This window comes from Enterobacter sp. EC_50, assembly GCF_019584525.1.
GTDB lineage: Bacteria > Pseudomonadota > Gammaproteobacteria > Enterobacterales > Enterobacteriaceae > Enterobacter > Enterobacter roggenkampii.
This window is the reverse complement of the sequence record NZ_VDAF01000006.1, coordinates 91,994-115,623: the sequence shown is the minus strand read 5'-3', so window position 1 is coordinate 115,623 and position 23,630 is coordinate 91,994. Positions and strand designations below refer to the sequence as shown.

Genomic DNA, 23,630 nt, shown 5'->3' with positions numbered 1-23,630 from the left:
CCTCAGGACAACAGATGTGAAGGCCATCTCCTGGTTATGCATCATCCTGATTGCCTTCTGCTTCGGTGATAATTTGATAAAGCTCTTCATCACTTTGAGCCGAGCGCAGTCGACGGCAAATGGTTTTATCAGCCAGACGTTTGGCGACCAGCGACAGCGTATGCAGATGGGTTTTCGTCTGGTCAGCAGGCACCAGCAGCGCGAAGAGGAGATCGACGGGCTGGTTATCAATGGCATCAAAGGCGATCGGTGTTTCAAGCTGCACAAACACACCGACGGCACGCAGGGTATCCTCTTCCAGCTTGCCGTGCGGGATTGCGATGCCGTTGCCGATACCGGTACTGCCCATCTTTTCACGAGTCAGAATCGCTTCGAACACCACCTGCGGCGGCAGGCCCAGCTGTTTTGCGGCCAGTTCACTGATGATTTCCAGCGCACGTTTTTTGCTCTGGCAGTGAACCGCACTGCGGGTACATTCCTGGTTAAGGACATTGCTCAGTTGAAGAGCGGAATCGTTGTTCATCATAATTTCACCTAAGCGCTAACTGTACAAATGGCCTGTTGTGTTTCACAACAGGCCGTCCTGCACCCGTTAACTGCCCGGACAATTAGTGTTGTTTCAGTTTATCTTTATGTTTATTGAGCTGTCGCGCAAGCTTATCAATCAAGCCGTCGATAGCAGCGTACATGTCTTGCCCTTCCGCACTGGCATGCAGTTCCCCCCCGTTAACATGCAGGGTGGCATCCGAGATATGAGTCACTTTCTCCACTTTCAACACAATGTAGACCTGATTGATTCTTTCGAAATACTGCTCGAGTTTTGCAAACTTCGCGTTCACAAAGTCGCGTAAAGCCTCAGTAATTTCGACGTTTTGTCCAGTGATGTTGAGCTGCATAGTGTCTTCCTTATCGGTTGTGTCAGACCAGCTGTTTACGCTGGTTGGACGGCGGAATGGATAAAGACTCTCGATACTTCGCAACAGTACGACGTGCCACCATAATACCCTGATCGGACAGCATGGTGGTTAACTTACTGTCGCTTAGTGGCTTCGCGGGATTCTCCGCGGCGATCAACTTCTTCACCAGAGCACGAATGGCCGTGGACGACGCTTCGCCGCCGCCCTCGGTATTCACATGGCTGGAGAAGAAATACTTAAGCTCAAAAATACCGCGTGGACTGTGCAGATACTTCTGCGTGGTGACACGGGAAATGGTTGATTCATGCATCTCGACGGCCTGGGCGATATCCGCCAGCACCATCGGTTTCATATACTCTTCGCCCTGCTCAAAGAACGCCTGCTGCTGTTCGACAATACAGCGGCTGACGCGTAGCAGCGTATCATTTCGGCTCTCCAGACTTTTGATCAGCCATCGCGCTTCCTGCAAATTGCTACGAATATATTGATTGTCGGCGTCGTTACGCACGCTGGTGCACATGGAGGCATACTGCTGGTTGATTTGCAGGCGAGGGATGCTGTCTGAATTCAGTTCAACGACCCAGCGGCCGTTGTGTTTTCTGACCAGCACATCCGGGATCACGTACTCGGGCTCGCTGGTCTGGATCGACTGACCGGGGCGCGGATCGAGCGACTGGATCAGATTCACCGCTTCTTTCAGCACCTCTTCCTTCAGGCGCGTGACGCGCATCAGGGTGCGGAAATCGTGGTTCGCCAGCAGATCCAGATGATCGCTGATGATCGCGCGCGCCTCCTCGAGCCATGGCGTCTCTTTACTGAACTGAGAAAGCTGGATCAGCAGGCAGTCGCGCAGATCTTTTGCGGCCACGCCTACCGGATCGAAACGCTGGATGCGCTTCAGAACGGCTTCGACTTCCTCAAGCTCAATCTCGTCGTCGCCCATGCTTTCCAGTATATCGTCGAGGGTGACGGTCAAATAGCCGGTGTCGTCAACGGCATCGACAATCGACGTGGCAATCGCGCGGTCGGTATCGGAGAAGGGGGTGAGTTCCACCTGCCACATCAGGTAATCCTGCAGCGACTGGGTGGTTTCGCCCTGATAGACCGGTAGCTCATCGTCCTGGTAGTCTGCACGCGTACCGGAAGGCGTTCCGGCGGTGTAGATTTCATCCCAGCTGGCATCAAGCGGAAGCTCGTCGGGCATCTCTTTTTGTTCGAGTGCATCCGCGGTATCGAGCGCTTCAGTATCCTGCGATTGCTGGGTATCTACCTCGTCATGAAGATCGGTTTGTTCCAGCAGGGGGTTACTGTCCAGCGCCTGCTGAAGCTCCTGCTGAAGTTCTAACGTGGACAGTTGCAACAGGCGAATTGCCTGCTGTAGCTGCGGCGTCATCGCCAGTTGTTGGCTGAGCCTTAATTGCAAACCTTGCTTCATGTTCAGAGCATTTTTCTCCGGTTCGGCGTTACGTTACCTCTACCCTATCAGAGTCTGAAGTCTTCCCCAAGATAGACGCGCTTAACATGATCGTCTTCGAGGATCTGCTGTGGCGTACCGTGGGCGATCAGATTGCCCTGGCTGACAATATAGGCGCGTTCACACACGGCCAGCGTTTCACGCACGTTGTGGTCGGTGATCAGTACGCCAAGCCCGCTGTCGCGCAGGTGCTCAATGATACGTTTAATGTCGATAACGGAGATGGGGTCAACGCCCGCAAACGGTTCATCCAGAAGGATAAATTTCGGGTTTGCGGCCAGCGCACGCGCAATCTCAACGCGACGGCGTTCGCCCCCGGAGAGTGCCTGACCGAGGCTGTCGCGCAGATGCTCAATGTGGAACTCTTCCATCAGCTCGTTAGCACGATCCTGACGCTGTTCGTTGGTCAGGTCGTTACGAATTTGCAGGACCGCCATCAGGTTGTCGTAAACGCTGAGACGACGGAAAATGGAGGCTTCCTGCGGCAGATAGCCGATCCCGCGACGCGCGCGCGCGTGCAGCGGCAGAAGACTGATGTCTTCATCGTCAATGATAATGTTGCCGGCATCGCGCGGCACAATACCCACGACCATGTAGAAGGTGGTCGTTTTACCCGCACCGTTCGGGCCAAGCAGCCCCACGATTTCGCCGGAGTTGACGGTCAGACTGACATCTTCTACGACACGGCGGCCCTTATAGGCCTTCGCGAGGTTTTTTGCAGTTAATGTTGCCATAACGAATTAGTTACTCTTCTTCTGTGCCGGGGCCTGGCCCTTGCCTTTGTCCTGCAGCTGCGACGGAACCAGTACGGTGGTCACGCGTTTGCCTTTCTCGCTGGAGGCCTGCATTTTTTGCTCTTTAACCAGATAGGTAATCTGGTCGCCGGTAATGTTGCTGTCCAGCTGTTCCAGATACGCATTCCCGGTCAGGATGACCAGATCCTTCGCCAGCTCATAGTGCATGTGCGTAGCGCGGCCTTTCACCGGCTTGCCGTTGTCCTGCATCTGGTAGAAGGTCGCCGGATTACCATAGCCATCGATAATCTCTTTGCCCTGCTCGCCACCCGGACGGGTCACGACCACTTTGTCGGCGTTGATTTTGATGGTGCCCTGGGTCATGACGACGTTACCCGTGAAGGTGACGACGTTACCCTGCATATCGAGAGACTGGGTGTCGGACTCAATATGGATCGGCTGGTCGGTATCGCCCGTTACAGCAAGCGCGGGGAGACTGGCCGCCAGCATCGCGCTGGCGATAATTACTTTAAGGCTGAGTTTGTTTGTTTTGAATTTCATAGGAGGTTCTAACCTTTTCAATCAGCTCGGCGTTCTTGCTGCGTAAGTTCCCGCGCATTCTTAAACCGCTGGAATTAAATGTTGTGCCATACAGTGTGACCAGATCCTGCGACGTCACGTCCTGGGTTACCAGGTTGATCTGGGCATTATCCGTCGTAATTTTTCGCAGTTGCGAGTCAGCGGTCAGGGCGTTGACTTCAACGTGGCCATACAGATAAAGCATACGGTCATTTGTCAGTTTGGCCCGATCTGACTTAATTGACCACGTCGGCACTTTGTCTTTATCAAATGTGGTCATCACAGGTTGGGTAAACCATGAAACGCCATCATCGGAAAAATATTCAACATGCTGGGCAATCAGGCGATAGTTCAGCGCGCCTTCCGGGCTATAGACCACGGTGTCGCTGTGATCGCTTTTATAGGTTGGATCGGTATTGTTGATCACTTCCGTTTGCGTATCGTCGCGATCGGCAAGGTTCACGCCAATCAATACCAGTGCGACAAGCGAAAGCAAAATGATAATCCAACGTCTGGTTTTACTCATATCGATTGCCCTTTGGCCTCATCAAGCTTGCCCTGCGCCAGCAGAAGCAGATCGCAGACTTCACGGACAGCGCCGCGGCCACCGTTGATGTGGGTAACGTAGTCGGCGCGCGGGATCAGCAGCGGATGCGCATCGGCAACGGCGATGCTCAGCCCAACTTCAGCCATCACCGGCCAGTCAATCAGGTCGTCCCCGACGTAGGCCACGTTTTCCGGTGCGATAGCCAGTTTACCCAGTAAATCATTGAACGCCGCCATCTTATCGGATTGACCCTGATACAGATGGGTAATACCTAAGGTTTCACAGCGGTCTTCTACCAGTTTAGCGTTTCGTCCGGTGATGATCGCCACCTCAATCCCCGAGGTGAGCGCACAGCGGATACCGTAGCCGTCGCGAACGTTAAACGCCTTCAGCTCTTCACCATTATTGCCCATGTAAATCAGGCCGTCGGAGAGAACCCCATCCACATCGAGGATGAGCAGACGAATGTTTTCCGCCTTTGCCATCATCTGCGTACTGACCGGACCATAACAGGTTGCAAGGGATGCACCCGCATTACTCATTGTCTTATCCTTCATTACACTACGCCTGCGCGCAGCAGATCATGCATATGTACCACACCCAGCAACTGGTCGCCATCGGCAACCATAACGGAGGTGATATGGCGGGACTGCATCAGGTTCAGCACATCCACGGCCAACGTACCTGGACGCACGCGGATACCGCCCGGCGTCATCACGTCGGCAATGCCGAGCGTGCGGACATCGACACCCATGTCGAACACGCGACGCAGGTCGCCATCGGTGAAGATCCCCTGAATTTTCATCAGATCGTCGCACACGACCGTCATCCCCAGATTCTTGCGGGTGATTTCCAGCAGCGCATCACGCAGGGAGGCTTCTTTACTGACGTGAGGGATCTCATCCCCGGTGTGCATAATATCGTTTACCCGCAGCAGGAGCTTGCGCCCCAGCGCGCCGCCCGGGTGGGAAAGCGCGAAATCTTCCGGCGTAAAGCCACGGGCTTCAAGCAGCGCCACGGCAAGCGCATCGCCCATGACCAGTGCAGCGGTGGTGCTGGAGGTCGGCGCCAGACCGAGCGGACAGGCCTCCTTAGGAACCTTCACGCACAGGTGAATATCGGCTGCACGCGCCATGCTGCTTTCCGGGCGGCTGGTCATGCAAATCAGCGGCACCTGCAGTCGCTTCAGAACCGGGATGAGCGCCAGGATTTCATTGGACTCACCGGAGTTGGAGAGCGCGATGACGATATCCTGCGGCGTGACCATACCCAGGTCCCCGTGCGCGGCTTCCCCCGGGTGGACAAAGAAGGAAGAGGTGCCGGTACTGGCAAAGGTTGCCGCCATTTTGCGTCCAATGTGGCCGGACTTGCCCATCCCCATCACCACGACTTTGCCGGCGCAGTAGAATATCTTCTCACATGCCAGACTAAAATCCTGATTAATGTACTGATCTAACTGCGCCAGACCTTCACGTTCAATCTCCAGAACGTCTTTGCCTGCTTTCTGAAAGTCAAAACCCGGCTGCAATTCTATTTGCGACATAATGCGTTTCCGTTTACCCAGAGAGAAGAGGCGAGAGCCAGTACAGCATCGCCATCCATACGATAAATCCACCCGTCAGCAGCGCGCCTGCGCCTTTGCCGATCTGTCGTTGCCGCCGCCAGCAGAGCAGGGCAAAAATTACGCTGACCAGCAACATCACGCCGTAATCACGTGAGAACGCCAGAGGATTAAAGGGCCCTGGCGAAATAAGGGCCGGCAGGCCCATCACAATGGCGATATTAAAAATGTTAGAACCGATGATATTACCAATGGCAATGTCATCCTCACCTTTACGTCCCCCCGCAATGGCGGTGGCCAGCTCCGGCAGGCTGGTGCCGATGGCAATCACCGTCAGGCCTATAGTCAGCTCGCTGATGGCAAAATAGTTCGCCAGCACCGTCGCGTTATCCACGACCATGCGCGTTGCCATCGGCATGATGATCAGTGCGACGCCCAGCCAGAGCAGGGCAACAGGCAGCGTGCCTTCTCGCGGAAGCTCGGCGACCTGCTCGCGCGTGAGGCTATCCTGACCCTGCTTTTCAGCCAGACGGGCGATCTTAACACTATACAGCAGCCAAATAACGGCCAGCGCCAGCAGGAAAATGCCGTCGCTGTAGCTCAGTACGCCATCGTAAAATACGCACCCTGCCAGCAGGCTTACGAGTAACATTAGCGGCAATTCACGGCGCAGAACATCAGAATGCACGCGAAAAGGATGGAGCAGCGCGGCCAGGCCTAAAATCAATAAAATATTGACGATGTTAGAGCCAATGGCGGTGCCGACTGCCAGGTCTACCTGACCATGCAGCGAGGCAGAGACAGAGACGATGATTTCAGGAAGCGACGTTCCTACGCTGACCACGGTCATCCCGATGACAACAGGCGGTACGCCACTCAGGCGACACAGGATAGATGCAGCAAACACTAAACGGTCAGCACTGTAGACCACCAACAGTAAACCAATTATTAACAGTGCTGTTGCTAAAAGCATCAAAAGTCCTTTCTTCAGGTATACTCGTCGGTCCATTGCTCGGGAATGGCTGGACTGCATACAGTCTGAGGCGTAACGAATTCCTAATTTTGACTTTATGCGCTGGAAAAGTAAAACAAATGCCAGCTTTCGCTAACCTCTACGGTTATTATTCTGTAAAAATGCGGAGTTTAGGGCTGATTCAGGCTACATGCCTTAACGTGAGCAGGATAAGAAAGGAACCATAAATGAGCCAAACCATGGCGAATTTAGTCGATGTCCGCGGGGTGAGTTTTTCTCGCGCCAACAGATTGATATTTGATGATATTTCGTTGACCGTGCCGCGTGGCAAAATTACTGCCATCATGGGGCCGTCCGGGATCGGTAAAACGACCCTGCTCCGCCTTATCGGTGGGCAGATCCCACCGGATAGCGGTGAAATCCTCTTTGACGGCGAAAACATCCCGGAGATGTCGCGCTCGCGCCTGTATACTGTTCGCAAACGCATGAGCATGCTCTTTCAGTCGGGGGCTTTGTTCACCGACATGAACGTCTTTGATAACGTTGCCTATCCGCTGCGCGAGCATACCAGCCTGCCGCCTGCGCTGCTGAAAAGCACGGTGATGATGAAGCTAGAAGCCGTCGGGCTGCGGGGCGCCGCGAAGCTGATGCCTTCGGAGCTGTCCGGCGGGATGGCGCGTCGTGCCGCGCTGGCGCGAGCCATCGCATTAGAACCTGATTTAATCATGTTCGACGAACCGTTTGTCGGGCAGGATCCCATCACGATGGGCGTGCTGGTGAAGCTCATCTCTGAACTGAACAGCGCGCTTGGCGTCACCTGCATTGTGGTGTCTCACGATGTACCTGAAGTATTGAGCATTGCCGATTACGCCTACATCGTAGCGGACAAAAAGATCGTCGCACACGGTAGCGCCCAGGCGCTGCAGGAAAATTGCGATCCGCGCGTGCGGCAGTTCCTTGACGGTATTGCCGATGGCCCTGTGCCGTTCCGCTACCCGGCGGGCGACTATCGTGACGATTTACTGGGAATAGGGAGTTAAGCCACTCATGCTGTTAAATGCGTTGGCCGCTCTCGGACACCGTGGCATAAAAACCATCAGGACGTTCGGGCGTGCCGGATTGATGTTATTCAACGCGCTGGTCGGCAAGCCGGAATTCCGCAAGCACGCGCCGCTATTGGTGCGTCAGCTTTATAACGTCGGCGTGCTGTCGATGCTCATCATCATTGTCTCCGGTCTGTTTATCGGTATGGTGCTGGGTCTGCAGGGCTACCTGGTGCTGACAACCTACAGTGCGGAAACCAGCCTCGGGATGCTGGTGGCGCTCTCGCTGCTGCGTGAACTGGGGCCCGTTGTGGCGGCGCTGCTGTTCGCCGGGCGCGCGGGGTCGGCCTTAACGGCTGAAATTGGCCTGATGCGCGCGACCGAGCAGCTCTCCAGCATGGAGATGATGGCGGTCGATCCGCTGCGTCGCGTGATCTCGCCGCGTTTCTGGGCCGGGGTCATCTCTTTACCGCTGCTGACGATTCTGTTTGTCGCCGTGGGGATCTGGGGCGGTTCGCTGGTTGGCGTGCACTGGAAAGGCATTGATGCCGGTTTCTTCTGGTCTGCCATGCAGGACGCCATTGATCTGCGAATGGATCTGATTAACTGCCTGATTAAGAGCGTGGTATTTGCCATTACGGTCACCTGGATTGCATTGTTCAATGGTTACGATGCCATCCCGACGTCGGCGGGCATTAGCCGCGCAACTACACGTACAGTCGTTCATTCGTCGCTGGCCGTACTGGGTCTGGATTTTGTGCTCACCGCACTGATGTTTGGGAATTGAGTTCATGCAAACGAGAAAAAATGAAATTTGGGTCGGTGTATTCCTGCTGCTGGCGCTGCTGGCCGCGCTGTTTATCTGCCTGAGAGCGGCGGATATCACGTCTGTGCGCACCGAGCCGACGTATCGCATCTATGCCACCTTCGATAACATCGGCGGGCTGAAGGCGCGTTCACCGGTCCGTATTGGCGGCGTGGTGATCGGACGCGTATCTGACATTACGCTGGATGAGAAGACCTATCTGCCACGTGTCGCGATGGATATCGAAGAGCGTTACAACCACATTCCGGACACCAGCTCCCTTTCTATCCGGACTTCCGGTCTGCTGGGCGAACAATATCTGGCGCTTAACGTCGGTTTTGAAGACCCCGAGCTGGGAACGACTATCCTTAAGGACGGGAGCGTGATCCAGGACACCAAGTCCGCCATGGTGCTGGAAGATATGATTGGTCAGTTCCTTTACAACAGTAAAGGGGATGATAAAAAGTCTGACAATGCCCCTGCGCAGAGTGAAGACCATACCAATGCTGCGCCGACCCCAGGTGCTGCGAATTAATATCAGGAGAAGTCATTCATGTTTAAACGACTGTTAATGGTTGCCATGCTGGTTATTTCCCCTCTCACCGCGGTACACGCGGCGGATCAGAGTAACCCGTACAAACTGATGGACGAAGCCGCGAAGAAAACCTTCGATCGTCTTAAAAACGAGCAGCCTAAGATTCGTGCTAATCCTGATTACCTGCGTGACGTGGTTGACCAGGAGCTGCTGCCGTACGTGCAGATCAAATATGCGGGAGCACTGGTGCTTGGCCGCTATTACAAAGACGCAACCCCGGCGCAGCGTGAGGCCTATTTTGCCGCTTTCCGTGAATACCTGAAGCAGGCTTATGGTCAGGCGCTGGCGATGTACCACGGTCAGACCTATCAGATCGCCCCGGAGCAGCCGCTGGGTGATGCGACCATCGTCCCTATTCGCGTAACGATCAACGATCCTAACGGCCGTCCGCCGGTGCGTCTGGATTTCCAGTGGCGTAAAAACAGCCAGACCGGCCACTGGCAGGCGTATGACATGATCGCCGAAGGCGTAAGCATGATCACCACCAAACAGAACGAGTGGAGCGACCTGCTGCGCACCAAGGGGATTGATGGCCTGACCGCGCAGCTGCAGTCCATCGCTCGTCAGAAAATTAGTCTGGACGAGAAGAAGTAATGTCACAGCAACTCAGCTGGTCGCGTGAAGGCGAGACATTAAAGCTGTCCGGTGAGCTGGATCAGGATCTGCTGAACCCCTTATGGGATAAACGCCATGAGGCCATGCAGGGCGTGACGGTTATTGACTTAACCGACGTCACGCGGGTAGATACGGCAGGCGTTGCACTGCTTGCCCATCTGGTTGCGGTAGGGAAAAAGCAGGGGGCGAGCGTCACGCTTCGCGGCGCGAGCGAGAATGTCGTGACTCTGGCGCAGCTCTACAATCTCCCTCAGGACGTACTGCCTCGTTAATATTTTCAGTGCGTTACTTCCGAAAGCCCTGACAGTTTCATCGTCGGGGCTTTTTGCTTGTTTAAGACGACGCCACTTTGCTCTAAGATGTTGGGCTTGTTTTCACTATCAGATGATTAAGAGCCCATGGAAAATCATGAAATCCAGACAGTGCTGATGAATGCACTCTCACTTCAGGAAGCCCACGTCACAGGCGATGGCAGTCACTTCCAGGTTATTGCTGTGGGTGAGATGTTCGACGGTATGAGCCGTGTGAAGAAACAGCAGGCTGTGTACGCGCCGCTGATGGAATATATTGCGGATAACCGCATCCACGCCCTGTCGATTAAAGCGTTCACCCCGCAAGAGTGGGCACGCGATCGCAAACTAAACGGTTTTTGAGCTGAGGGCGACAGGCCCGCAGCACGGTTGAATTTATAAGAGAGCACACCATGGATAAATTTCGTGTACAGGGGCCAACGCGTCTCCAGGGCGAAGTCACAATTTCTGGCGCGAAAAACGCCGCGCTGCCCATCCTCTTTGCTGCACTGCTCGCGGAAGAGCCAGTAGAGATTCAGAACGTACCGAAGCTGAAAGATATCGACACCACCATGAAGCTGCTCACCCAGTTGGGCACGAAAGTCGAGCGTAACGGTTCCGTCTGGATCGACGCCAGCAAGGTGAATAACTTCTCTGCCCCTTACGATCTGGTGAAAACCATGCGTGCTTCCATCTGGGCGCTTGGCCCGCTGGTGGCGCGTTTCGGTCAGGGTCAGGTTTCGCTGCCGGGCGGTTGCGCTATCGGTGCGCGTCCGGTTGACCTGCACATCTTTGGCCTGGAAAAACTGGGTGCAGAGATCAAGCTGGAAGAAGGCTACGTTAAAGCGTCCGTCAATGGTCGTCTGAAAGGCGCACACATTGTTATGGACAAAGTGAGCGTGGGCGCAACGGTGACCATTATGTCTGCGGCAACGCTGGCAGAAGGGACCACGATCATCGAAAACGCCGCGCGTGAACCGGAGATTGTGGATACTGCCAACTTCCTCGTGGCGCTGGGTGCGAAGATCTCCGGTCAGGGTACCGACCGCATCACCATCGAAGGCGTTGAGCGTCTGGGCGGGGGTGTCTATCGCGTACTGCCGGACCGTATCGAAACCGGTACCTTCCTGATCGCTGCTGCGATCTCTGGCGGGAAAATTGTTTGTCGCAACGCGCAGCCAGATACCCTGGATGCAGTGCTGGCGAAACTGCGCGATGCGGGTGCGGATATCGAAATCGGTGAAGACTGGATCAGCCTTGATATGCATGGACAGCGTCCAAAAGCGGTCAATGTGCGTACGGCACCGCATCCGGCGTTCCCAACTGACATGCAGGCACAGTTCACCTTGTTGAACCTGGTCGCCGAAGGGACCGGCTTTATCACGGAAACCATTTTCGAGAACCGCTTTATGCACGTACCGGAGCTGATCCGTATGGGGGCACGTGCCGAGATCGAAAGTAATACCGTGATTTGCCACGGCGTTGAGAAACTGTCCGGTGCTCAGGTGATGGCAACCGATCTGCGTGCGTCTGCCAGCCTGGTATTGGCGGGTTGTATCGCGGAAGGCACAACGATCGTGGATCGTATTTATCACATCGATCGTGGCTATGAGCGTATCGAAGATAAACTGCGCGCGCTGGGTGCCAATATCGAGCGTGTGAAGGGCGAGTAATCGTTCCGGCAGCCCCCTGCCAGAAATGACCGGGGGGTTGCTGTTCCTGTCAAAAAAACCTTATTCCTGCGATTCTTTTTTTACTTTTCTCTGGCGAATCATGCGCGATCTGTCGATAAATTCATGGGTGACAGGATCGTGGTAGCGCGAAGGCCAAATCACCCACGGATGCGTGTCCAGCGCCGTTGCGATAATTAATTCTCCTTTTGGCCAGGGGCGGGTGAGGGCGTTTGCCAGAGTTGAAGAACTCAGTCCATGGCGGCGGGACTCTGCTGCCAGTGAAGTGCCTTTTTTGCGCAGTGCGGCAATAATATCAGCCGTGTGCCAGTCGATAAATTTCGTATCCATAACGCCGTCCTTAAGTTCGGATTCACCTACGCCGTTTCTTCTGAAACGACGGGTTTACTATACCCATTTCGAACTCTTGTTCTAAAAAGTTCGCGTTACTTGAAGGAATATTCAGAATAAGACATGGCTTTATTCATGCGGTCTCTAAACCGATGAATTTACATGAACGCGGAATTTACTGGTGTGTACTGGAATCTCCCCGCCAGGATCGCGGGGAGAAAAAGGGAGATTAACGGTCGCGCTGAACGGCGATGTGGGCAAGACCAATCAGTGCCTCGCGCCATGGGCTGTCGGGAATAACCTGAAGGGCTTCGATGGCTTTGTCGGCTTCTTCTTCTGCACGCTGACGCGTCCATTCCAGCGATCCGCAGATTGCCATGGTTTCCAGTACAGCTTCCAGAAGATGGCGGCCATTTCCCTGCTCAATCGCTTCACGGATCATCTTCGCCTGGTCGGCCGTTCCGTTACGCATGGCGTGGAGCAGCGGCAGGGTCGGTTTGCCTTCGTTCAGGTCATCGCCAACGTTTTTGCCGAGCGTCTCGCCGTCCGCACTGTAGTCCAGCAGATCGTCAATCAGCTGGAAGGCTGTGCCCAGATAGCGGCCATAGTCCTGCAGGCCTTTTTCCTGCGCTTCGGTACAGCCCGCCAAAATGCCGGAACACTGGGCCGCCGCTTCAAACAGGCGCGCGGTTTTGCTGTAGATGACGCGCATGTAGTTTTCTTCAGTGATGTCCGGGTCGTTGACGTTCATCAGCTGCAGCACTTCGCCTTCAGCGATGACGTTAACGGCTTCGGACATCACTTCCAGCACTTTCAGGGAACCCAGGCTGGTCATCATCTGGAAGGCGCGCGTATAGATAAAATCCCCCACCAGGACGCTGGCTGCGTTCCCGAACGCGGCGTTAGCCGTGGCTTTGCCACGACGCATATCCGATTCATCCACCACATCGTCGTGCAGAAGCGTCGCCGTGTGGATAAATTCGATGAGCGCGGCGATAGTGATGTGGGCATTTCCCTGATAGCCAACGGCTCTGGCAGCCAGAATAGCAATCATCGGACGAATGCGTTTACCGCCGCCGCTGACAATGTAATAGCCCAACTGATTGATCAGCTGAACGTCAGAGTTGAGTTGCTCCAGGATTGCTGCATTCACACCCGCCATATCTTGCGCGGTTAACTCGTTGATTTTTTCTAAATTCATCGCAAAAGCCGGGCTTTTTATCCTGTTGATCCCATCTTCAATGGGGTAACGAAGGGTTTCGGTTTATCAATAGTAGTGCTGATTGTACTGAAAAAACGGCTCAGATAAACGTTACCGTACGTGTTGTGTTTTTTTTCTTCATGTATTGACGGTAGCACTTGTCAAAGGCTCGCGTTTTGCGTAATATTCGCGCCCTATTGTGAATATTTATAGCGCACTCTGATTCATACGAGGACGTGCGCGGAAGCGGAGTTTATATGTACGCGGTTTTCCAAAGTGGTGGTAAACAACACCGAGTAAGCGAAGGTCAGACCGTTCGCCTGGAAAAGCTGGACATCGCAACTGGCGAATCTGTTGAGTTCGCAGAAGTTCTGATGATCGCAAACGGTGAAGAAGTCAAAATCGGCGTTCCTTTCGTTGATGGCGGCGTTATCAAAGCTGAAGTTGTTGCACACGGTCGTGGCGAGAAAGTTAAAATCGTTAAGTTTCGTCGTCGTAAGCACTACCGTAAGCAGCAGGGCCACCGTCAGTGGTTCACTGATGTGAAAATTACTGGCATCAGCGCCTAAGACCTGAGGAGAGATTTAAATGGCACATAAAAAGGCTGGCGGCTCCACACGTAACGGTCGCGATTCAGAAGCTAAACGCCTGGGCGTTAAGCGTTTCGGTGGCGAATCCGTTCTGGCGGGTAGCATCATCGTTCGTCAACGTGGTACCAAATTCCACGCTGGCAACAACGTAGGTTGCGGTCGTGACCACACTCTGTTTGCTAAAGCAGACGGTAAAGTGAAATTTGAAGTTAAAGGCCCGAACAACCGTAAATACATCAGCATCGTTGCTGAGTAAGGTTTTCTCGGTCCGGTAACGGATTAAAGCCCCGCAACCTGTTGCGGGGCTTTTTACATTGGAAACCCGGTAATTTTTTCTGTAGGGAAAGCGGGCATGAAGCAGCAGGCCGGCATAGGAATTCTTTTGGCGCTCACAACCGCAATGTGCTGGGGTGCGCTGCCAATTGCAATGAAGCAGGTACTGGAAGTGATGGAGCCGCCTACGGTGGTCTTTTATCGCTTTCTGATGGCAAGCATCGGCCTCGGGGCGATTCTGGCCATCAAAGGTAAGCTTCCACCCTTGCGGCTCTTCCGTAAACCGCGCTGGCTGGTATTGCTGGCTATCGCGACGGGCGGTCTGTTCGGTAACTTCATCCTGTTCAGCTCTTCCCTGCAATATCTCAGCCCCACGGCGTCGCAGGTGATTGGTCAGCTTTCGCCGGTGGGCATGATGGTCGCCAGCGTCTTTATCCTCAAGGAGAAGATGCGCGGTACGCAGATTATCGGGGCGAGCATGCTGTTGTGCGGTCTGGTGATGTTCTTCAACACCAGTCTGATCGAGATTTTTACCCGCCTGACGGATTACACCTGGGGTGTCATTTTCGGTGTGGGGGCAGCAACGGTCTGGGTGAGCTATGGCGTCGCGCAAAAGGTGTTATTGCGTCGGCTTGCCTCACAGCAGATCCTCTTTTTGCTGTACACTTTGTGTACAATAGCATTGCTGCCATTAGCGAAGCCGGGCGTGATTACCCAGCTTAGCGACTGGCAACTGGCGTGCCTCATTTTTTGTGGGCTGAACACGCTGGTCGGTTATGGCGCGCTGGCCGAAGCGATGGCGCGCTGGCAGGCAGCACAGGTGAGCGCGTTGATCACGCTTACCCCGCTGTTTACGCTGTTATTTTCAGATTTGTTATCAATGGCCTGGCCCGATGTCTTCGTCAGACCGATGCTCAACCTGTTGGGTTATCTCGGTGCGTTTGTCGTGGTTGCGGGCGCGATGTATTCCGCCATTGGTCATCGTCTTTGGGGACGTTGGCGCAAAAATGAAGCGGTTGTAGTAGTCCCCCGCTCAGGCGAATGAGTTACGGAGAGTAAAATGAAGTTTGTTGATGAAGCGACGATCCTGGTCGTGGCTGGTGATGGCGGCAACGGTTGCGTGAGCTTCCGCCGTGAAAAGTATATCCCTCGTGGCGGTCCTGATGGCGGCGACGGTGGGGATGGTGGTGACGTGTGGCTGGAGGCGGATGAGAACCTCAACACGCTGATCGACTACCGTTTCGAAAAATCCTTCCGCGCCGAACGTGGCCAGAACGGCCAGAGCCGTGACTGTACCGGGAAACGCGGTAAAGACGTCACCATTAAAGTTCCGGTCGGTACGCGTGTGATTGACCAGGGGACGGGTGAAACCATGGGCGACATGACCAAACACGGTCAGCGCCTGATGGTGGCGAAAGGCGGCTGGCACGGTCTGGGTAACAGCCGTTTCAAATCTTCCGTTAACCGTACGCCGCGTCAGAAAACGATGGGTACGCCGGGCGATAAGCGCGACCTGCAGCTGGAACTGATGCTTCTGGCTGACGTGGGCATGCTGGGTATGCCAAATGCAGGTAAATCGACGTTTATTCGCGCGGTTTCTGCGGCGAAGCCAAAAGTGGCTGACTATCCGTTTACCACGCTGGTACCAAGCCTGGGCGTTGTCCGTATGGATAACGAGAAGAGCTTCGTGGTCGCCGATATTCCGGGCCTGATTGAAGGCGCCGCGGAAGGGGCGGGTCTGGGTATTCGCTTCCTGAAACACCTTGAGCGCTGCCGCGTGCTGCTGCACCTCATTGATATCGATCCTATCGACGGTTCCGATCCGGTTGAAAACGCCCGCATCATCGTTGGCGAGCTGGAGAAATACAGCGAGAAACTGGCGAACAAACCACGCTGGCTGGTCTTCAACAAGATCGACCTGATGGACAAAGCCGAAGCGGAAGCAAAAGCGAAAGCCATTGCTGAAGCGATGGGTTGGGAAGATAAATACTACCTGATCTCTGCGGCAAGCCAGGTTGGCGTGAAAGATCTGTGCTGGGATGTGATGACCTTCATCATTGAGAACCCAATTGTTCAGGCGGAAGAAGTCAAACAGCCTGAAAAAGTCGAATTCATGTGGGATGACTACCACCGCCAGCAGCTCGAAGAGCTGGAAGTGGAAGAAGACGATGAAGACTGGGATGATGACTGGGATGAAGACGACGAAGAAGGCGTCGAGTTCATCTACAAGCACTAATTGCTGTTCAAAGCCCCCGTTATGGGGGCTTTTTTTATTCCAGCGTTGCGGGCAGCCAGCAGCTGGCGATTAAGCCACCTTCAGCGCCATTCTCAAGCGTTAGCCTGCCGTGGTGGAGCTGGAGGATGCGCTGCACGATGCTCAGGCCCAGCCCACTGCCTCCGTAGCGCTGGTCAAGACGGCGGAATGGCTCGGTAATTGACTGTCGGTGCGCTTCATCAATTCCAGGCCCCTGATCGATAACGCTAATCTGCGTCCCGCCGTCGACCTCGGTTAATGTCACTGTAATCGTTGTCCCTGCCGGGCTGTAGCGCCCGGCATTCTCCAGCAGGTTGCGCAGCATGAGGCGCAGGAGAACGGCGTCTCCCTGAACCGTGAGCGCGCTTTTCGCGGGCCAAATCACCGTATGCTCTTTGGCTTCATGCCCCAGGCCGAGAGGTTCAATGATATTTTCCGTCCAGTTCACGGTTTCGTAGTGTCCGCTCGCCATGGCCTGTCCGGCCCGGGCCAGCATCAGCAGCTGTTCGACGGTATGCATGAGCTGATCGATACGGCTAATCAGCGTGGCGGCCTGTGGTGCACCTGACTGCGACATCAGCTCCAGATGGAGCCGGATGCCAGCAAGAGGCGTTCTCAGCTCGTGAGCGGCGTCTGCGGTGAAGAGACGTTCCTGCTTAATGGTGCTATCCAGCCGGGCCAGCAGCTGGTTCAGGGAGGTCGTCACCGCGCCAATTTCTTCCATGTCGGAATACATGGGAAGCGGGGTTAAGTTATCGGCTGAACGATTAGCGAGGCTGGCGCGGAGTTTATTCAGCGGCCGGGTTATCCAGGTGACCGCCCAGAAAGAGAAGAGCAGGGTAAAGCCAACCATCACCAGGGAAGGGACCAGCAGCGAGGCAATCGCTTCGCGTATCTCTTTCTCAACGTGATTATTGCGCGCTTTCGCTGACAGCGTTTCGTTGACCAGAAAACCAATCTGTTCACGGCTTTCATGCCATAGCCAGATGACGCTTATCAGCTGGAAAAACAGGAGAATGACCGCCAGCAGTACCATCAGACGCCGACGCATGCTGTTCATTTCTGGCTCTCCAGACGATAGCCGACGCCGCGAACGGTTTTGATCCTGTCTTTGCCGAGCTTACGCCTCAGATTATGGATGTGGACCTCAAGGGTATTTGACCCGGGATCGTCCTGCCAGGAGTAGATATCCTGCTGGAGCGTTTCTCTGTGTACCGTTTGCCCGCTGCGCATGATCAGACGCGTAAGCAAGGCGAACTCTTTTGGCGTGACCTCTACGGCCTGATCCTGTTGCAGCACCTGCTGGGTTTGCAAATTCAGCGTAATGTCGCCGTCGGTCAGTAAGTTATCACTATGGCCCTGATAACGGCGAATCAACGCTCGCACCCGTGCCTGCAGCTCCGCGAGCGCGAAAGGCTTCACCAGATAATCATCTGCGCCTGCATCGAGGCCGGTGATACGATCTTCAATGGCATCACGTGCCGTCAGGATCAGGACGGGATTGTTGATGCCGCGACGTCGCCACTGGCTGAGCAGCGTGGCGCCGTCTTTATCCGGCAAGCCCAAATCGAGGATCACCAGGCTGTATTCGCCGCTCTGGATCAGGGCATCCGCTTCTGCTGCGGTGCCTGCACAGTCGAGAGCATACCCTTCATTGGCCAGCCCCAGCGCCAGCCCTTCCTGCAATAACAGATCGTCTTCAACTATAAGTAGTTTCATCGCTAGTTATTCTGGTAGATGTCCTTATAAAGCCTGCTTTCGAAGCGAACCAGCGGAATACGACGATTGCGCTGATCGGTCGGTTCGACGGCATAGCCGGAAAGATACTGCACGAATGCCATGCGCTGTCCGCTGGCGGTAGTGATGAAGCCTGCAAGGTTGTAAACCCCCTGCAGTGAGCCTGTTTTCGCGGAGACTTTGCCATCCACGCCGGCAGCGTGAAGCCCTGCGCGGTACTGCAGTGAACCGTCATGTCCGGCCAGCGGCAGCATTGAAATAAAGTTTAGCTCAGTGTCATGCTGTGCAATGTACTGAAGCACCTGCATCATCGTGGCCGGAGAGATCAAATTATGGCGCGACAGGCCGGAGCCATCGACGGCGATGGTATTACCCAGATCGATCCCCGCCTGCTGGCGCAGAATCTGACGCACCGCGTCTGAGCCCGCGCGCCAGGTTCCCGGCACGCCGAAACGGGCGTGGCCAATCATGCGGAACACCGTATCGGCAATCATATTGTCCGACTTTTTCAGCATAATTCGCAGTAAATCGTGCAGCGGCGCAGACTGTTTGCTGGCGATGACCGTGCCGGGCTGGTTGACCTGCGTCTGACGAAGCAGGGTGCCGGAATAGGTTATTCCCGCTTGTTTCAGCTCATCTTTCAGAATGGCGCCTGCATAGCTTGCGCCATCCTGTATCGCAAAGGCCAGCGGCAGCGGATCGGCGCGCTGCGTCAGGCAGCCGGTGAGCGTGAAGCGGTTAAGGTCGCCTGGCACCACATCCAGTTCGCAATACTGGGCATCGGGGGAACCCTTGGCCAGCGTGCGAACCTGGCTAAACATGGTGACCGGGTAGTAGGACGCGATGCGGATAAACGCTAAATCATCCGGCTTTGGCGCACTGTAAAGCGAAACCGAGAAGCAGTTGCGGTCAACAATCGCGGCGGCGGGCGGGGCGCTAAAGCACTGCGTCATGTCGTTCCACGGCCAGCCCGGGGCTTTGTCGTGGCTGGCAAAGATGGACGTGTCGATCAGCACATTGCCATCAATTTTCTGCACGCCGGTTTTTTTCAGCGCCGCAACCATATTGCGGATATCCTGGCGTTTAAAGGTTGGATCGCCGCCAAAACGGGCGATAAGATCGCCTTTCAGTTCGCCACCCTCAACGTTACCTTTGGTTTCAAGGGTGGTCGTAAAACGGAAGTCAGGCCCGAGCTGGAGCAGAGCGGCGAGGGCGGTGATCACCTTTTGGGTACTGGCAGGCAGCGCCATCTGTTGACTGTGATAGTCAATCTCGGGAGCCTGTGCGCCAACCTTCTGCACCATCAGGGCGAGGTTCGCGCCTGCGGGAAGCTGATTAATGTACTCATCAACATTCGCGGCCTGGGCGGTGAACGTTATACTGGTAGTCAATCCGATGATAAAACTGGAAAATCGCATAATCTCGCGCTAACAACCCGAAAACAAACCGTCATACTACGGTGCATGGCACTGCAAAGTAAACGATGACCCATAGTGAACTTCGCGGTAAAATGCGTATCAAATTGAAAAATTGCTGCTGACCTGGGGCGTTGCTCCCGGGTCGATTTTCTTTTTGCTTCTGGCCTGTTCAGGTGGGCTGGAGCAGGGAACACTGCTCCCAACAGGAATGTTTAAGAGGTATAACAAATGCAAGCTATTCCGATGACCTTACGTGGTGCCGAAAAACTGCGCGAAGAGCTGGATTTTCTGAAATCCGTACGTCGCCCTGAAATCATCGCCGCTATCGCGGAAGCGCGTGAGCATGGCGACCTGAAAGAGAACGCTGAATACCACGCCGCGCGTGAGCAGCAGGGCTTCTGTGAAGGGCGTATTAAAGATATCGAAGCAAAACTGTCCAATGCACAGGTTATCGATATCACCAAAATGCCGAATAATGGCCGTGTGATTTTTGGTTCAACCGTTACCGTGCTGAACCTGGACAACGACGAAGAGCAGACCTATCGCATCGTGGGTGATGATGAAGCTGACTTCAAACAGAACCTGATTTCGGTGAACTCGCCGATTGCTCGTGGCCTGATTGGCAAAGAGCAGGACGATGTTGTCACCATCCGCACCCCTGGCGGTGAAGTGGAATACGAAATTATTAAGGTTGAATATCTGTAATTCGCTTCTCTACTAAGATGTTGATACATTGTAAAGAAAAGAAAAAGGCCGCGTAGCGGCCTTTTATCAACTCAAGGAGCATGGCATTTTGCTCGCCTGCTGACAGAAATCCCTCGTTTCACACAGAAAATGTGTTTAATTCAGGATATCCTTAACGTGGCAGCGAGATTTTACGCTCTTTAGACGGGCGGTAGAGCACCAGCGTTTTACCGATGACCTGTACATTACAGGCGCCGGTTTCGCGCACGATGGCTTCCACGATCAGGTTTTTAGTGTCTCTGTCTTCAGAGGCGATTTTCACCTTGATCAGCTCGTGGTGTTCCAGCGCTTGTTCAATCTCGGCAAGCACCCCTTCGGTCAAACCATTGTTGCCAAGCATCACTACAGGCTTGAGCGGATGTGCCAGACCTTTAAGGTGCTGTTTTTGTTTAGTACTCAGATTCATCGTATATTTTTGCTTACGTTGGGATTGAAAACGGTTCATTCTACCGCCATCTCCCTTATATCGCCAAATAGCTGCGTAGAAATTTACGTCACAGGCAAGCAACGATGAACCAGGACGGAAATGTTAAATGACAGGTAAAAAGCGTTCTGCCAGCTCCAGCCGCTGGCTCCAGGAACACTTTAGCGATAAATATGTTCAACAGGCACAGAAAAAGGGGTTGCGTTCCCGTGCCTGGTTTAAACTTGATGAAATACAGCAAAGTGACAAACTTTTTAAGCCGGGGATGACGGTTGTTGACCTCGGTGCAGCACCTGGCGGATGGTCCCAGTATGCGGTAACGCAGATCGGCGGAACGGGCCGAATCATCGCGTGCGATCTTTTACCAATGGATCCCATCGTCGGTGTCGACTTCCTTCAGGGCGACTTTCGTGATGAATTAGTGCTGAAAGCGTTACTTGATCGTGTAGGTGACAGTAAGGTCCAGGTTGTCATGTCAGATATGGCACCAAATATGTGCGGAACACCGGCGGTGGATATCCCCCGCGCCATGTATCTGGTGGAGCTAGCGTTAGAAATGTGTCGTGATGTACTAGCGCCTGGTGGTAGTTTTGTTGTGAAGGTGTTTCAGGGCGAAGGTTTCGAGGAGTATCTTAAGGAAATTCGCTCCCTGTTTGCGAAGGTCAAAGTTCGTAAGCCGGACTCTTCCCGGGCCCGTTCCCGTGAAGTGTATATTGTAGCGACCGGGCGAAAATGATAACCGGGAGATTTCAGACGAAAGTTTGAATGAAACTGGATATAGAGTATCCTGACGCTGTTTTTAACACAGTTGTAATATGAGGTTAATCCCTTGAGTGACATGGCGAAAAACCTAATACTCTGGCTGGTCATTGCCGTTGTGCTGATGTCAGTATTCCAGAGCTTTGGGCCCAGCGAGTCGAATGGCCGCAAGGTGGATTATTCTACCTTCCTGCAGGAGGTCAATCAGGACCAGGTTCGCGAAGCGCGTATCAACGGACGTGAGATCAACGTTACCAAGAAAGATAGTAACCGTTACACGACTTACATCCCGGTGAACGATCCTAAGCTGCTTGATAACCTTCTGACCAAAAACGTCAAAGTGGTAGGCGAGCCGCCAGAAGAACCAAGCCTGTTGGCTTCTATCTTCATTTCCTGGTTCCCGATGCTGCTGCTTATCGGCGTCTGGATCTTCTTTATGCGCCAGATGCAGGGCGGCGGTGGCAAAGGTGCCATGTCGTTCGGTAAGAGCAAGGCGCGTATGTTGACGGAAGATCAGATCAAGACCACTTTTGCGGACGTTGCCGGGTGTGACGAAGCGAAAGAAGAGGTCGGTGAACTGGTTGAATACCTGCGCGAGCCGAGCCGTTTCCAGAAGCTGGGCGGTAAAATCCCGAAAGGCGTGCTGATGGTTGGCCCTCCGGGTACCGGTAAAACCCTGCTGGCGAAAGCCATCGCGGGTGAAGCGAAGGTGCCGTTCTTTACTATTTCAGGTTCTGACTTCGTCGAAATGTTCGTGGGTGTTGGTGCATCTCGTGTGCGTGACATGTTCGAGCAGGCCAAGAAGGCAGCACCGTGCATTATCTTCATCGATGAAATCGACGCCGTAGGCCGCCAGCGTGGCGCAGGCCTGGGCGGTGGTCACGATGAACGTGAACAGACGCTGAACCAGATGCTGGTTGAGATGGACGGCTTCGAAGGTAACGAAGGTATCATCGTTATCGCGGCAACTAACCGTCCGGACGTACTTGACCCGGCGCTGCTGCGTCCAGGCCGTTTCGACCGTCAGGTTGTTGTCGGTCTGCCGGATGTTCGCGGTCGTGAACAGATTCTGAAAGTCCACATGCGTCGCGTACCGCTGGCGCCAGATATCGACGCGGCAATCATTGCGCGCGGTACTCCGGGCTTCTCCGGTGCGGATCTCGCTAACCTGGTCAACGAAGCTGCACTGTTTGCCGCTCGCGGTAACAAGCGCGTCGTGTCGATGGTGGAGTTCGAGAAAGCGAAAGACAAGATCATGATGGGTGCGGAACGTCGCTCCATGGTGATGACGGAAGCGCAGAAAGAGTCCACGGCTTACCACGAAGCGGGTCACGCGATTATCGGTCGCCTGGTGCCGGAACACGATCCGGTGCATAAAGTGACGATTATTCCGCGCGGTCGTGCGCTGGGTGTGACCTTTTTCCTGCCTGAAGGCGACGCGATCAGCGCCAGCCGTCAGAAGCTGGAAAGCCAGATCTCAACCCTGTACGGCGGTCGTCTGGCGGAAGAGATTATTTACGGTCCGGAACATGTTTCTACCGGTGCGTCGAACGACATTAAAGTGGCGACAAACCTGGCGCGTAACATGGTGACTCAGTGGGGCTTCTCCGACAAACTCGGTCCGCTGCTGTATGCAGAGGAAGAGGGTGAGGTGTTCCTGGGCCGCTCCGTCGCGAAAGCGAAACATATGTCCGATGAAACGGCTCGTATCATCGACCAGGAAGTGAAAGCGCTGATTGAACGTAACTACGGTCGCGCGCGTCAGATCCTGAATGACAACATGGACATTCTGCATTCCATGAAAGATGCGCTCATGAAATATGAGACCATCGATGCACCGCAGATTGACGACCTGATGGCGCGCCGCGAAGTGCGTCCGCCAGCAGGCTGGGAAGACCCAGGCGCTTCCAATAACTCTGACAACAATGGCACCCCGCGTGCGCCGCGTCCGGTTGATGAACCGCGTACGCCAAACCCGGGCAACACCATGTCAGAACAGTTGGGCGATAAGTAAGTCACTGCTGTTGAAGCGTTTGTTTGTACCTCAAACCCTGGAGCTTGCTCCGGGGTTTTTCA

Annotated in this window: 29 protein-coding genes; 14 read left to right on the top strand and 15 right to left on the bottom strand. The window is 54.4% G+C overall.

What is annotated here, in order from left to right; all coding sequences use genetic code 11:
- Positions 1-34: 34 nt before the first annotated feature.
- From ptsN to FHC48_RS07120, 9 genes are all read right to left on the bottom strand, one after another.
- Entirely contained in the window at positions 35-526 is a 492-nt protein-coding gene (ptsN, locus tag FHC48_RS07160) for a PTS IIA-like nitrogen regulatory protein PtsN (protein ID WP_008501443.1), read from the bottom strand.
- An 82-nt stretch (positions 527-608) separates the two neighbouring features.
- Positions 609-896, bottom strand: a complete 288-nt coding sequence (gene hpf / locus FHC48_RS07155) for a ribosome hibernation promoting factor (RefSeq protein ID WP_008501444.1) — start codon at positions 894-896, stop codon at positions 609-611.
- Between the two features lie 22 nt (positions 897-918).
- Complete coding sequence (rpoN, locus tag FHC48_RS07150) at positions 919-2,352, bottom strand: RNA polymerase factor sigma-54 (protein ID WP_008501445.1); 1,434 nt, start codon at positions 2,350-2,352, stop codon at positions 919-921.
- 47 nt (positions 2,353-2,399) lie between these two features.
- On the bottom strand, positions 2,400-3,125 hold the full coding sequence (gene lptB, locus FHC48_RS07145) for an LPS export ABC transporter ATP-binding protein (protein WP_008501446.1): 726 nt from the start codon (positions 3,123-3,125) through the stop codon (positions 2,400-2,402).
- Between the two features lie 6 nt (positions 3,126-3,131).
- Positions 3,132-3,686, bottom strand: a complete 555-nt coding sequence (gene lptA, locus FHC48_RS07140) for a lipopolysaccharide ABC transporter substrate-binding protein LptA (RefSeq protein ID WP_008501447.1) — start codon at positions 3,684-3,686, stop codon at positions 3,132-3,134.
- Positions 3,655-4,230: an LPS export ABC transporter periplasmic protein LptC gene (gene lptC, locus FHC48_RS07135; protein ID WP_021242266.1), complete on the bottom strand. Its 576-nt coding sequence runs from the start codon at positions 4,228-4,230 to the stop codon at positions 3,655-3,657. The genes lptA and lptC overlap by 32 nt, the downstream gene beginning before the upstream one ends.
- Positions 4,227-4,793, bottom strand: a complete 567-nt coding sequence (gene kdsC / locus FHC48_RS07130; protein ID WP_008501449.1) for a 3-deoxy-manno-octulosonate-8-phosphatase KdsC — start codon at positions 4,791-4,793, stop codon at positions 4,227-4,229. The genes lptC and kdsC overlap by 4 nt, the downstream gene beginning before the upstream one ends.
- A 14-nt stretch (positions 4,794-4,807) precedes the next feature.
- Positions 4,808-5,794 carry an arabinose-5-phosphate isomerase KdsD gene (gene kdsD, locus FHC48_RS07125; RefSeq protein ID WP_008501450.1) on the bottom strand — a complete coding sequence of 329 codons (987 nt, stop codon included), beginning with the start codon at positions 5,792-5,794 and terminating at the stop codon, positions 4,808-4,810.
- Positions 5,795-5,807: 13 nt separating this feature from the next.
- Positions 5,808-6,785: a calcium/sodium antiporter gene (locus tag FHC48_RS07120; RefSeq protein ID WP_023326167.1), complete on the bottom strand. Its 978-nt coding sequence runs from the start codon at positions 6,783-6,785 to the stop codon at positions 5,808-5,810.
- Between the two features lie 227 nt (positions 6,786-7,012).
- Here FHC48_RS07120 and mlaF point away from each other — a divergent pair, with 227 nt between their 5' ends.
- The 7 genes from mlaF (at position 7,013) to murA (ending at position 11,806) form a co-directional block, all read left to right on the top strand.
- On the top strand, positions 7,013-7,825 hold the full coding sequence (gene mlaF, locus FHC48_RS07115; protein WP_008501452.1) for a phospholipid ABC transporter ATP-binding protein MlaF: 813 nt from the start codon (positions 7,013-7,015) through the stop codon (positions 7,823-7,825).
- 7 nt (positions 7,826-7,832) lie between these two features.
- Positions 7,833-8,615: a lipid asymmetry maintenance ABC transporter permease subunit MlaE gene (gene mlaE, locus FHC48_RS07110; protein WP_008501454.1), complete on the top strand. Its 783-nt coding sequence runs from the start codon at positions 7,833-7,835 to the stop codon at positions 8,613-8,615.
- A 4-nt stretch (positions 8,616-8,619) separates the two neighbouring features.
- Entirely contained in the window at positions 8,620-9,168 is a 549-nt protein-coding gene (gene mlaD / locus FHC48_RS07105; protein WP_008501455.1) for an outer membrane lipid asymmetry maintenance protein MlaD, read from the top strand.
- 18 nt (positions 9,169-9,186) lie between these two features.
- Positions 9,187-9,822 (top strand): phospholipid-binding protein MlaC, encoded by a 636-nt coding sequence (gene mlaC / locus FHC48_RS07100; protein WP_045353038.1) that lies wholly within the window; start codon positions 9,187-9,189, stop codon positions 9,820-9,822.
- Positions 9,822-10,115, top strand: a complete 294-nt coding sequence (gene mlaB / locus FHC48_RS07095; protein ID WP_021242262.1) for a lipid asymmetry maintenance protein MlaB — start codon at positions 9,822-9,824, stop codon at positions 10,113-10,115. Before mlaC ends, mlaB begins: the two co-directional genes overlap by 1 nt.
- A 126-nt stretch (positions 10,116-10,241) precedes the next feature.
- On the top strand, positions 10,242-10,496 hold the full coding sequence (gene ibaG, locus FHC48_RS07090) for a BolA family iron metabolism protein IbaG (protein WP_008501458.1): 255 nt from the start codon (positions 10,242-10,244) through the stop codon (positions 10,494-10,496).
- Between the two features lie 50 nt (positions 10,497-10,546).
- A complete protein-coding gene (gene murA, locus FHC48_RS07085) occupies positions 10,547-11,806 on the top strand; it encodes a UDP-N-acetylglucosamine 1-carboxyvinyltransferase (RefSeq protein ID WP_008501459.1) in 1,260 nt (419 codons plus the stop codon).
- Positions 11,807-11,866: 60 nt separating this feature from the next.
- Here the strand turns inward: murA and sfsB are convergent, their stop codons facing one another.
- Positions 11,867-12,154, bottom strand: coding sequence for a DNA-binding transcriptional regulator SfsB (sfsB, locus tag FHC48_RS07080; RefSeq protein WP_008501460.1), 288 nt, complete (start codon positions 12,152-12,154; stop codon positions 11,867-11,869).
- Between the two features lie 229 nt (positions 12,155-12,383).
- Positions 12,384-13,355: an octaprenyl diphosphate synthase gene (ispB, locus tag FHC48_RS07075; protein WP_059363814.1), complete on the bottom strand. Its 972-nt coding sequence runs from the start codon at positions 13,353-13,355 to the stop codon at positions 12,384-12,386.
- Between the two features lie 257 nt (positions 13,356-13,612).
- On the opposite strand from ispB, the gene rplU reads away from it, so the two are divergent.
- The 4 genes from rplU (at position 13,613) to cgtA (ending at position 16,454) form a co-directional block, all read left to right on the top strand.
- Positions 13,613-13,924, top strand: coding sequence for a 50S ribosomal protein L21 (gene rplU / locus FHC48_RS07070; RefSeq protein WP_003025032.1), 312 nt, complete (start codon positions 13,613-13,615; stop codon positions 13,922-13,924).
- Between the two features lie 19 nt (positions 13,925-13,943).
- Positions 13,944-14,201, top strand: coding sequence for a 50S ribosomal protein L27 (rpmA, locus tag FHC48_RS07065; RefSeq protein ID WP_004385076.1), 258 nt, complete (start codon positions 13,944-13,946; stop codon positions 14,199-14,201).
- 96 nt (positions 14,202-14,297) lie between these two features.
- The gene (locus FHC48_RS07060) at positions 14,298-15,263 is read left to right on the top strand and encodes a DMT family transporter (RefSeq protein WP_008501462.1); all 966 of its coding nucleotides are present in this window, start codon (positions 14,298-14,300) and stop codon (positions 15,261-15,263) included.
- 15 nt (positions 15,264-15,278) lie between these two features.
- Positions 15,279-16,454, top strand: coding sequence for an Obg family GTPase CgtA (gene cgtA, locus FHC48_RS07055; protein ID WP_059363816.1), 1,176 nt, complete (start codon positions 15,279-15,281; stop codon positions 16,452-16,454).
- Positions 16,455-16,488: 34 nt separating this feature from the next.
- Here the strand turns inward: cgtA and pmrB are convergent, their stop codons facing one another.
- The 3 genes from pmrB to dacB are packed head-to-tail and all read right to left on the bottom strand — an operon-like array spanning position 16,489 to position 19,627.
- Positions 16,489-17,532 (bottom strand): two-component system sensor histidine kinase PmrB, encoded by a 1,044-nt coding sequence (gene pmrB, locus FHC48_RS07050; RefSeq protein ID WP_045407062.1) that lies wholly within the window; start codon positions 17,530-17,532, stop codon positions 16,489-16,491.
- On the bottom strand, positions 17,529-18,191 hold the full coding sequence (pmrA, locus tag FHC48_RS07045) for a two-component system response regulator PmrA (protein WP_008501465.1): 663 nt from the start codon (positions 18,189-18,191) through the stop codon (positions 17,529-17,531). The genes pmrB and pmrA overlap by 4 nt, the downstream gene beginning before the upstream one ends.
- Positions 18,192-18,193: 2 nt before the next feature.
- On the bottom strand, positions 18,194-19,627 hold the full coding sequence (dacB, locus tag FHC48_RS07040; protein WP_023344983.1) for a serine-type D-Ala-D-Ala carboxypeptidase: 1,434 nt from the start codon (positions 19,625-19,627) through the stop codon (positions 18,194-18,196).
- A gap of 228 nt (positions 19,628-19,855) precedes the next feature.
- Between dacB and greA the strand changes: the two genes are divergently transcribed.
- Entirely contained in the window at positions 19,856-20,332 is a 477-nt protein-coding gene (gene greA / locus FHC48_RS07035; protein ID WP_003861815.1) for a transcription elongation factor GreA, read from the top strand.
- Between the two features lie 151 nt (positions 20,333-20,483).
- On the opposite strand, the gene yhbY is transcribed toward greA, so the two are convergent.
- A complete protein-coding gene (yhbY, locus tag FHC48_RS07030) occupies positions 20,484-20,777 on the bottom strand; it encodes a ribosome assembly RNA-binding protein YhbY (RefSeq protein WP_003861814.1) in 294 nt (97 codons plus the stop codon).
- Positions 20,778-20,904: 127 nt separating this feature from the next.
- Here yhbY and rlmE point away from each other — a divergent pair, with 127 nt between their 5' ends.
- Entirely contained in the window at positions 20,905-21,531 is a 627-nt protein-coding gene (rlmE, locus tag FHC48_RS07025) for a 23S rRNA (uridine(2552)-2'-O)-methyltransferase RlmE (RefSeq protein ID WP_003861812.1), read from the top strand.
- A 102-nt stretch (positions 21,532-21,633) separates the two neighbouring features.
- On the top strand, positions 21,634-23,568 hold the full coding sequence (gene ftsH, locus FHC48_RS07020) for an ATP-dependent zinc metalloprotease FtsH (RefSeq protein ID WP_013098921.1): 1,935 nt from the start codon (positions 21,634-21,636) through the stop codon (positions 23,566-23,568).
- Positions 23,569-23,630: the final 62 nt, after the last annotated feature.

What these genes read in the sequence shown, in the direction of transcription:
- kdsD (WP_008501450.1), bottom strand. Translation starts at nt 5,794, where the DNA reads ATGTCGCAAATAGAATTGCAGCCGGGTTTTGACTTTCAGAAAGCAGGC.
- rpmA (WP_004385076.1), top strand. Translation starts at nt 13,944, where the DNA reads ATGGCACATAAAAAGGCTGGCGGCTCCACACGTAACGGTCGCGATTCA.
- rlmE (WP_003861812.1), top strand. Translation starts at nt 20,905, where the DNA reads ATGACAGGTAAAAAGCGTTCTGCCAGCTCCAGCCGCTGGCTCCAGGAA.
- pmrA (WP_008501465.1), bottom strand. Translation starts at nt 18,191, where the DNA reads ATGAAACTACTTATAGTTGAAGACGATCTGTTATTGCAGGAAGGGCTG.
- lptC (WP_021242266.1), bottom strand. Translation starts at nt 4,230, where the DNA reads ATGAGTAAAACCAGACGTTGGATTATCATTTTGCTTTCGCTTGTCGCA.
- kdsC (WP_008501449.1), bottom strand. Translation starts at nt 4,793, where the DNA reads ATGAGTAATGCGGGTGCATCCCTTGCAACCTGTTATGGTCCGGTCAGT.
- ispB (WP_059363814.1), bottom strand. Translation starts at nt 13,355, where the DNA reads ATGAATTTAGAAAAAATCAACGAGTTAACCGCGCAAGATATGGCGGGT.
- FHC48_RS07060 (WP_008501462.1), top strand. Translation starts at nt 14,298, where the DNA reads ATGAAGCAGCAGGCCGGCATAGGAATTCTTTTGGCGCTCACAACCGCA.
- murA (WP_008501459.1), top strand. Translation starts at nt 10,547, where the DNA reads ATGGATAAATTTCGTGTACAGGGGCCAACGCGTCTCCAGGGCGAAGTC.
- sfsB (WP_008501460.1), bottom strand. Translation starts at nt 12,154, where the DNA reads ATGGATACGAAATTTATCGACTGGCACACGGCTGATATTATTGCCGCA.
- lptA (WP_008501447.1), bottom strand. Translation starts at nt 3,686, where the DNA reads ATGAAATTCAAAACAAACAAACTCAGCCTTAAAGTAATTATCGCCAGC.
- ptsN (WP_008501443.1), bottom strand. Translation starts at nt 526, where the DNA reads ATGATGAACAACGATTCCGCTCTTCAACTGAGCAATGTCCTTAACCAG.
- mlaB (WP_021242262.1), top strand. Translation starts at nt 9,822, where the DNA reads ATGTCACAGCAACTCAGCTGGTCGCGTGAAGGCGAGACATTAAAGCTG.
- cgtA (WP_059363816.1), top strand. Translation starts at nt 15,279, where the DNA reads ATGAAGTTTGTTGATGAAGCGACGATCCTGGTCGTGGCTGGTGATGGC.
- lptB (WP_008501446.1), bottom strand. Translation starts at nt 3,125, where the DNA reads ATGGCAACATTAACTGCAAAAAACCTCGCGAAGGCCTATAAGGGCCGC.
- mlaE (WP_008501454.1), top strand. Translation starts at nt 7,833, where the DNA reads ATGCTGTTAAATGCGTTGGCCGCTCTCGGACACCGTGGCATAAAAACC.
- FHC48_RS07120 (WP_023326167.1), bottom strand. Translation starts at nt 6,785, where the DNA reads ATGCTTTTAGCAACAGCACTGTTAATAATTGGTTTACTGTTGGTGGTC.
- hpf (WP_008501444.1), bottom strand. Translation starts at nt 896, where the DNA reads ATGCAGCTCAACATCACTGGACAAAACGTCGAAATTACTGAGGCTTTA.
- mlaF (WP_008501452.1), top strand. Translation starts at nt 7,013, where the DNA reads ATGAGCCAAACCATGGCGAATTTAGTCGATGTCCGCGGGGTGAGTTTT.
- ibaG (WP_008501458.1), top strand. Translation starts at nt 10,242, where the DNA reads ATGGAAAATCATGAAATCCAGACAGTGCTGATGAATGCACTCTCACTT.
- rpoN (WP_008501445.1), bottom strand. Translation starts at nt 2,352, where the DNA reads ATGAAGCAAGGTTTGCAATTAAGGCTCAGCCAACAACTGGCGATGACG.
- pmrB (WP_045407062.1), bottom strand. Translation starts at nt 17,532, where the DNA reads ATGAACAGCATGCGTCGGCGTCTGATGGTACTGCTGGCGGTCATTCTC.
- mlaD (WP_008501455.1), top strand. Translation starts at nt 8,620, where the DNA reads ATGCAAACGAGAAAAAATGAAATTTGGGTCGGTGTATTCCTGCTGCTG.
- greA (WP_003861815.1), top strand. Translation starts at nt 19,856, where the DNA reads ATGCAAGCTATTCCGATGACCTTACGTGGTGCCGAAAAACTGCGCGAA.
- mlaC (WP_045353038.1), top strand. Translation starts at nt 9,187, where the DNA reads ATGTTTAAACGACTGTTAATGGTTGCCATGCTGGTTATTTCCCCTCTC.
- rplU (WP_003025032.1), top strand. Translation starts at nt 13,613, where the DNA reads ATGTACGCGGTTTTCCAAAGTGGTGGTAAACAACACCGAGTAAGCGAA.
- ftsH (WP_013098921.1), top strand. Translation starts at nt 21,634, where the DNA reads ATGGCGAAAAACCTAATACTCTGGCTGGTCATTGCCGTTGTGCTGATG.
- dacB (WP_023344983.1), bottom strand. Translation starts at nt 19,627, where the DNA reads ATGCGATTTTCCAGTTTTATCATCGGATTGACTACCAGTATAACGTTC.
- yhbY (WP_003861814.1), bottom strand. Translation starts at nt 20,777, where the DNA reads ATGAATCTGAGTACTAAACAAAAACAGCACCTTAAAGGTCTGGCACAT.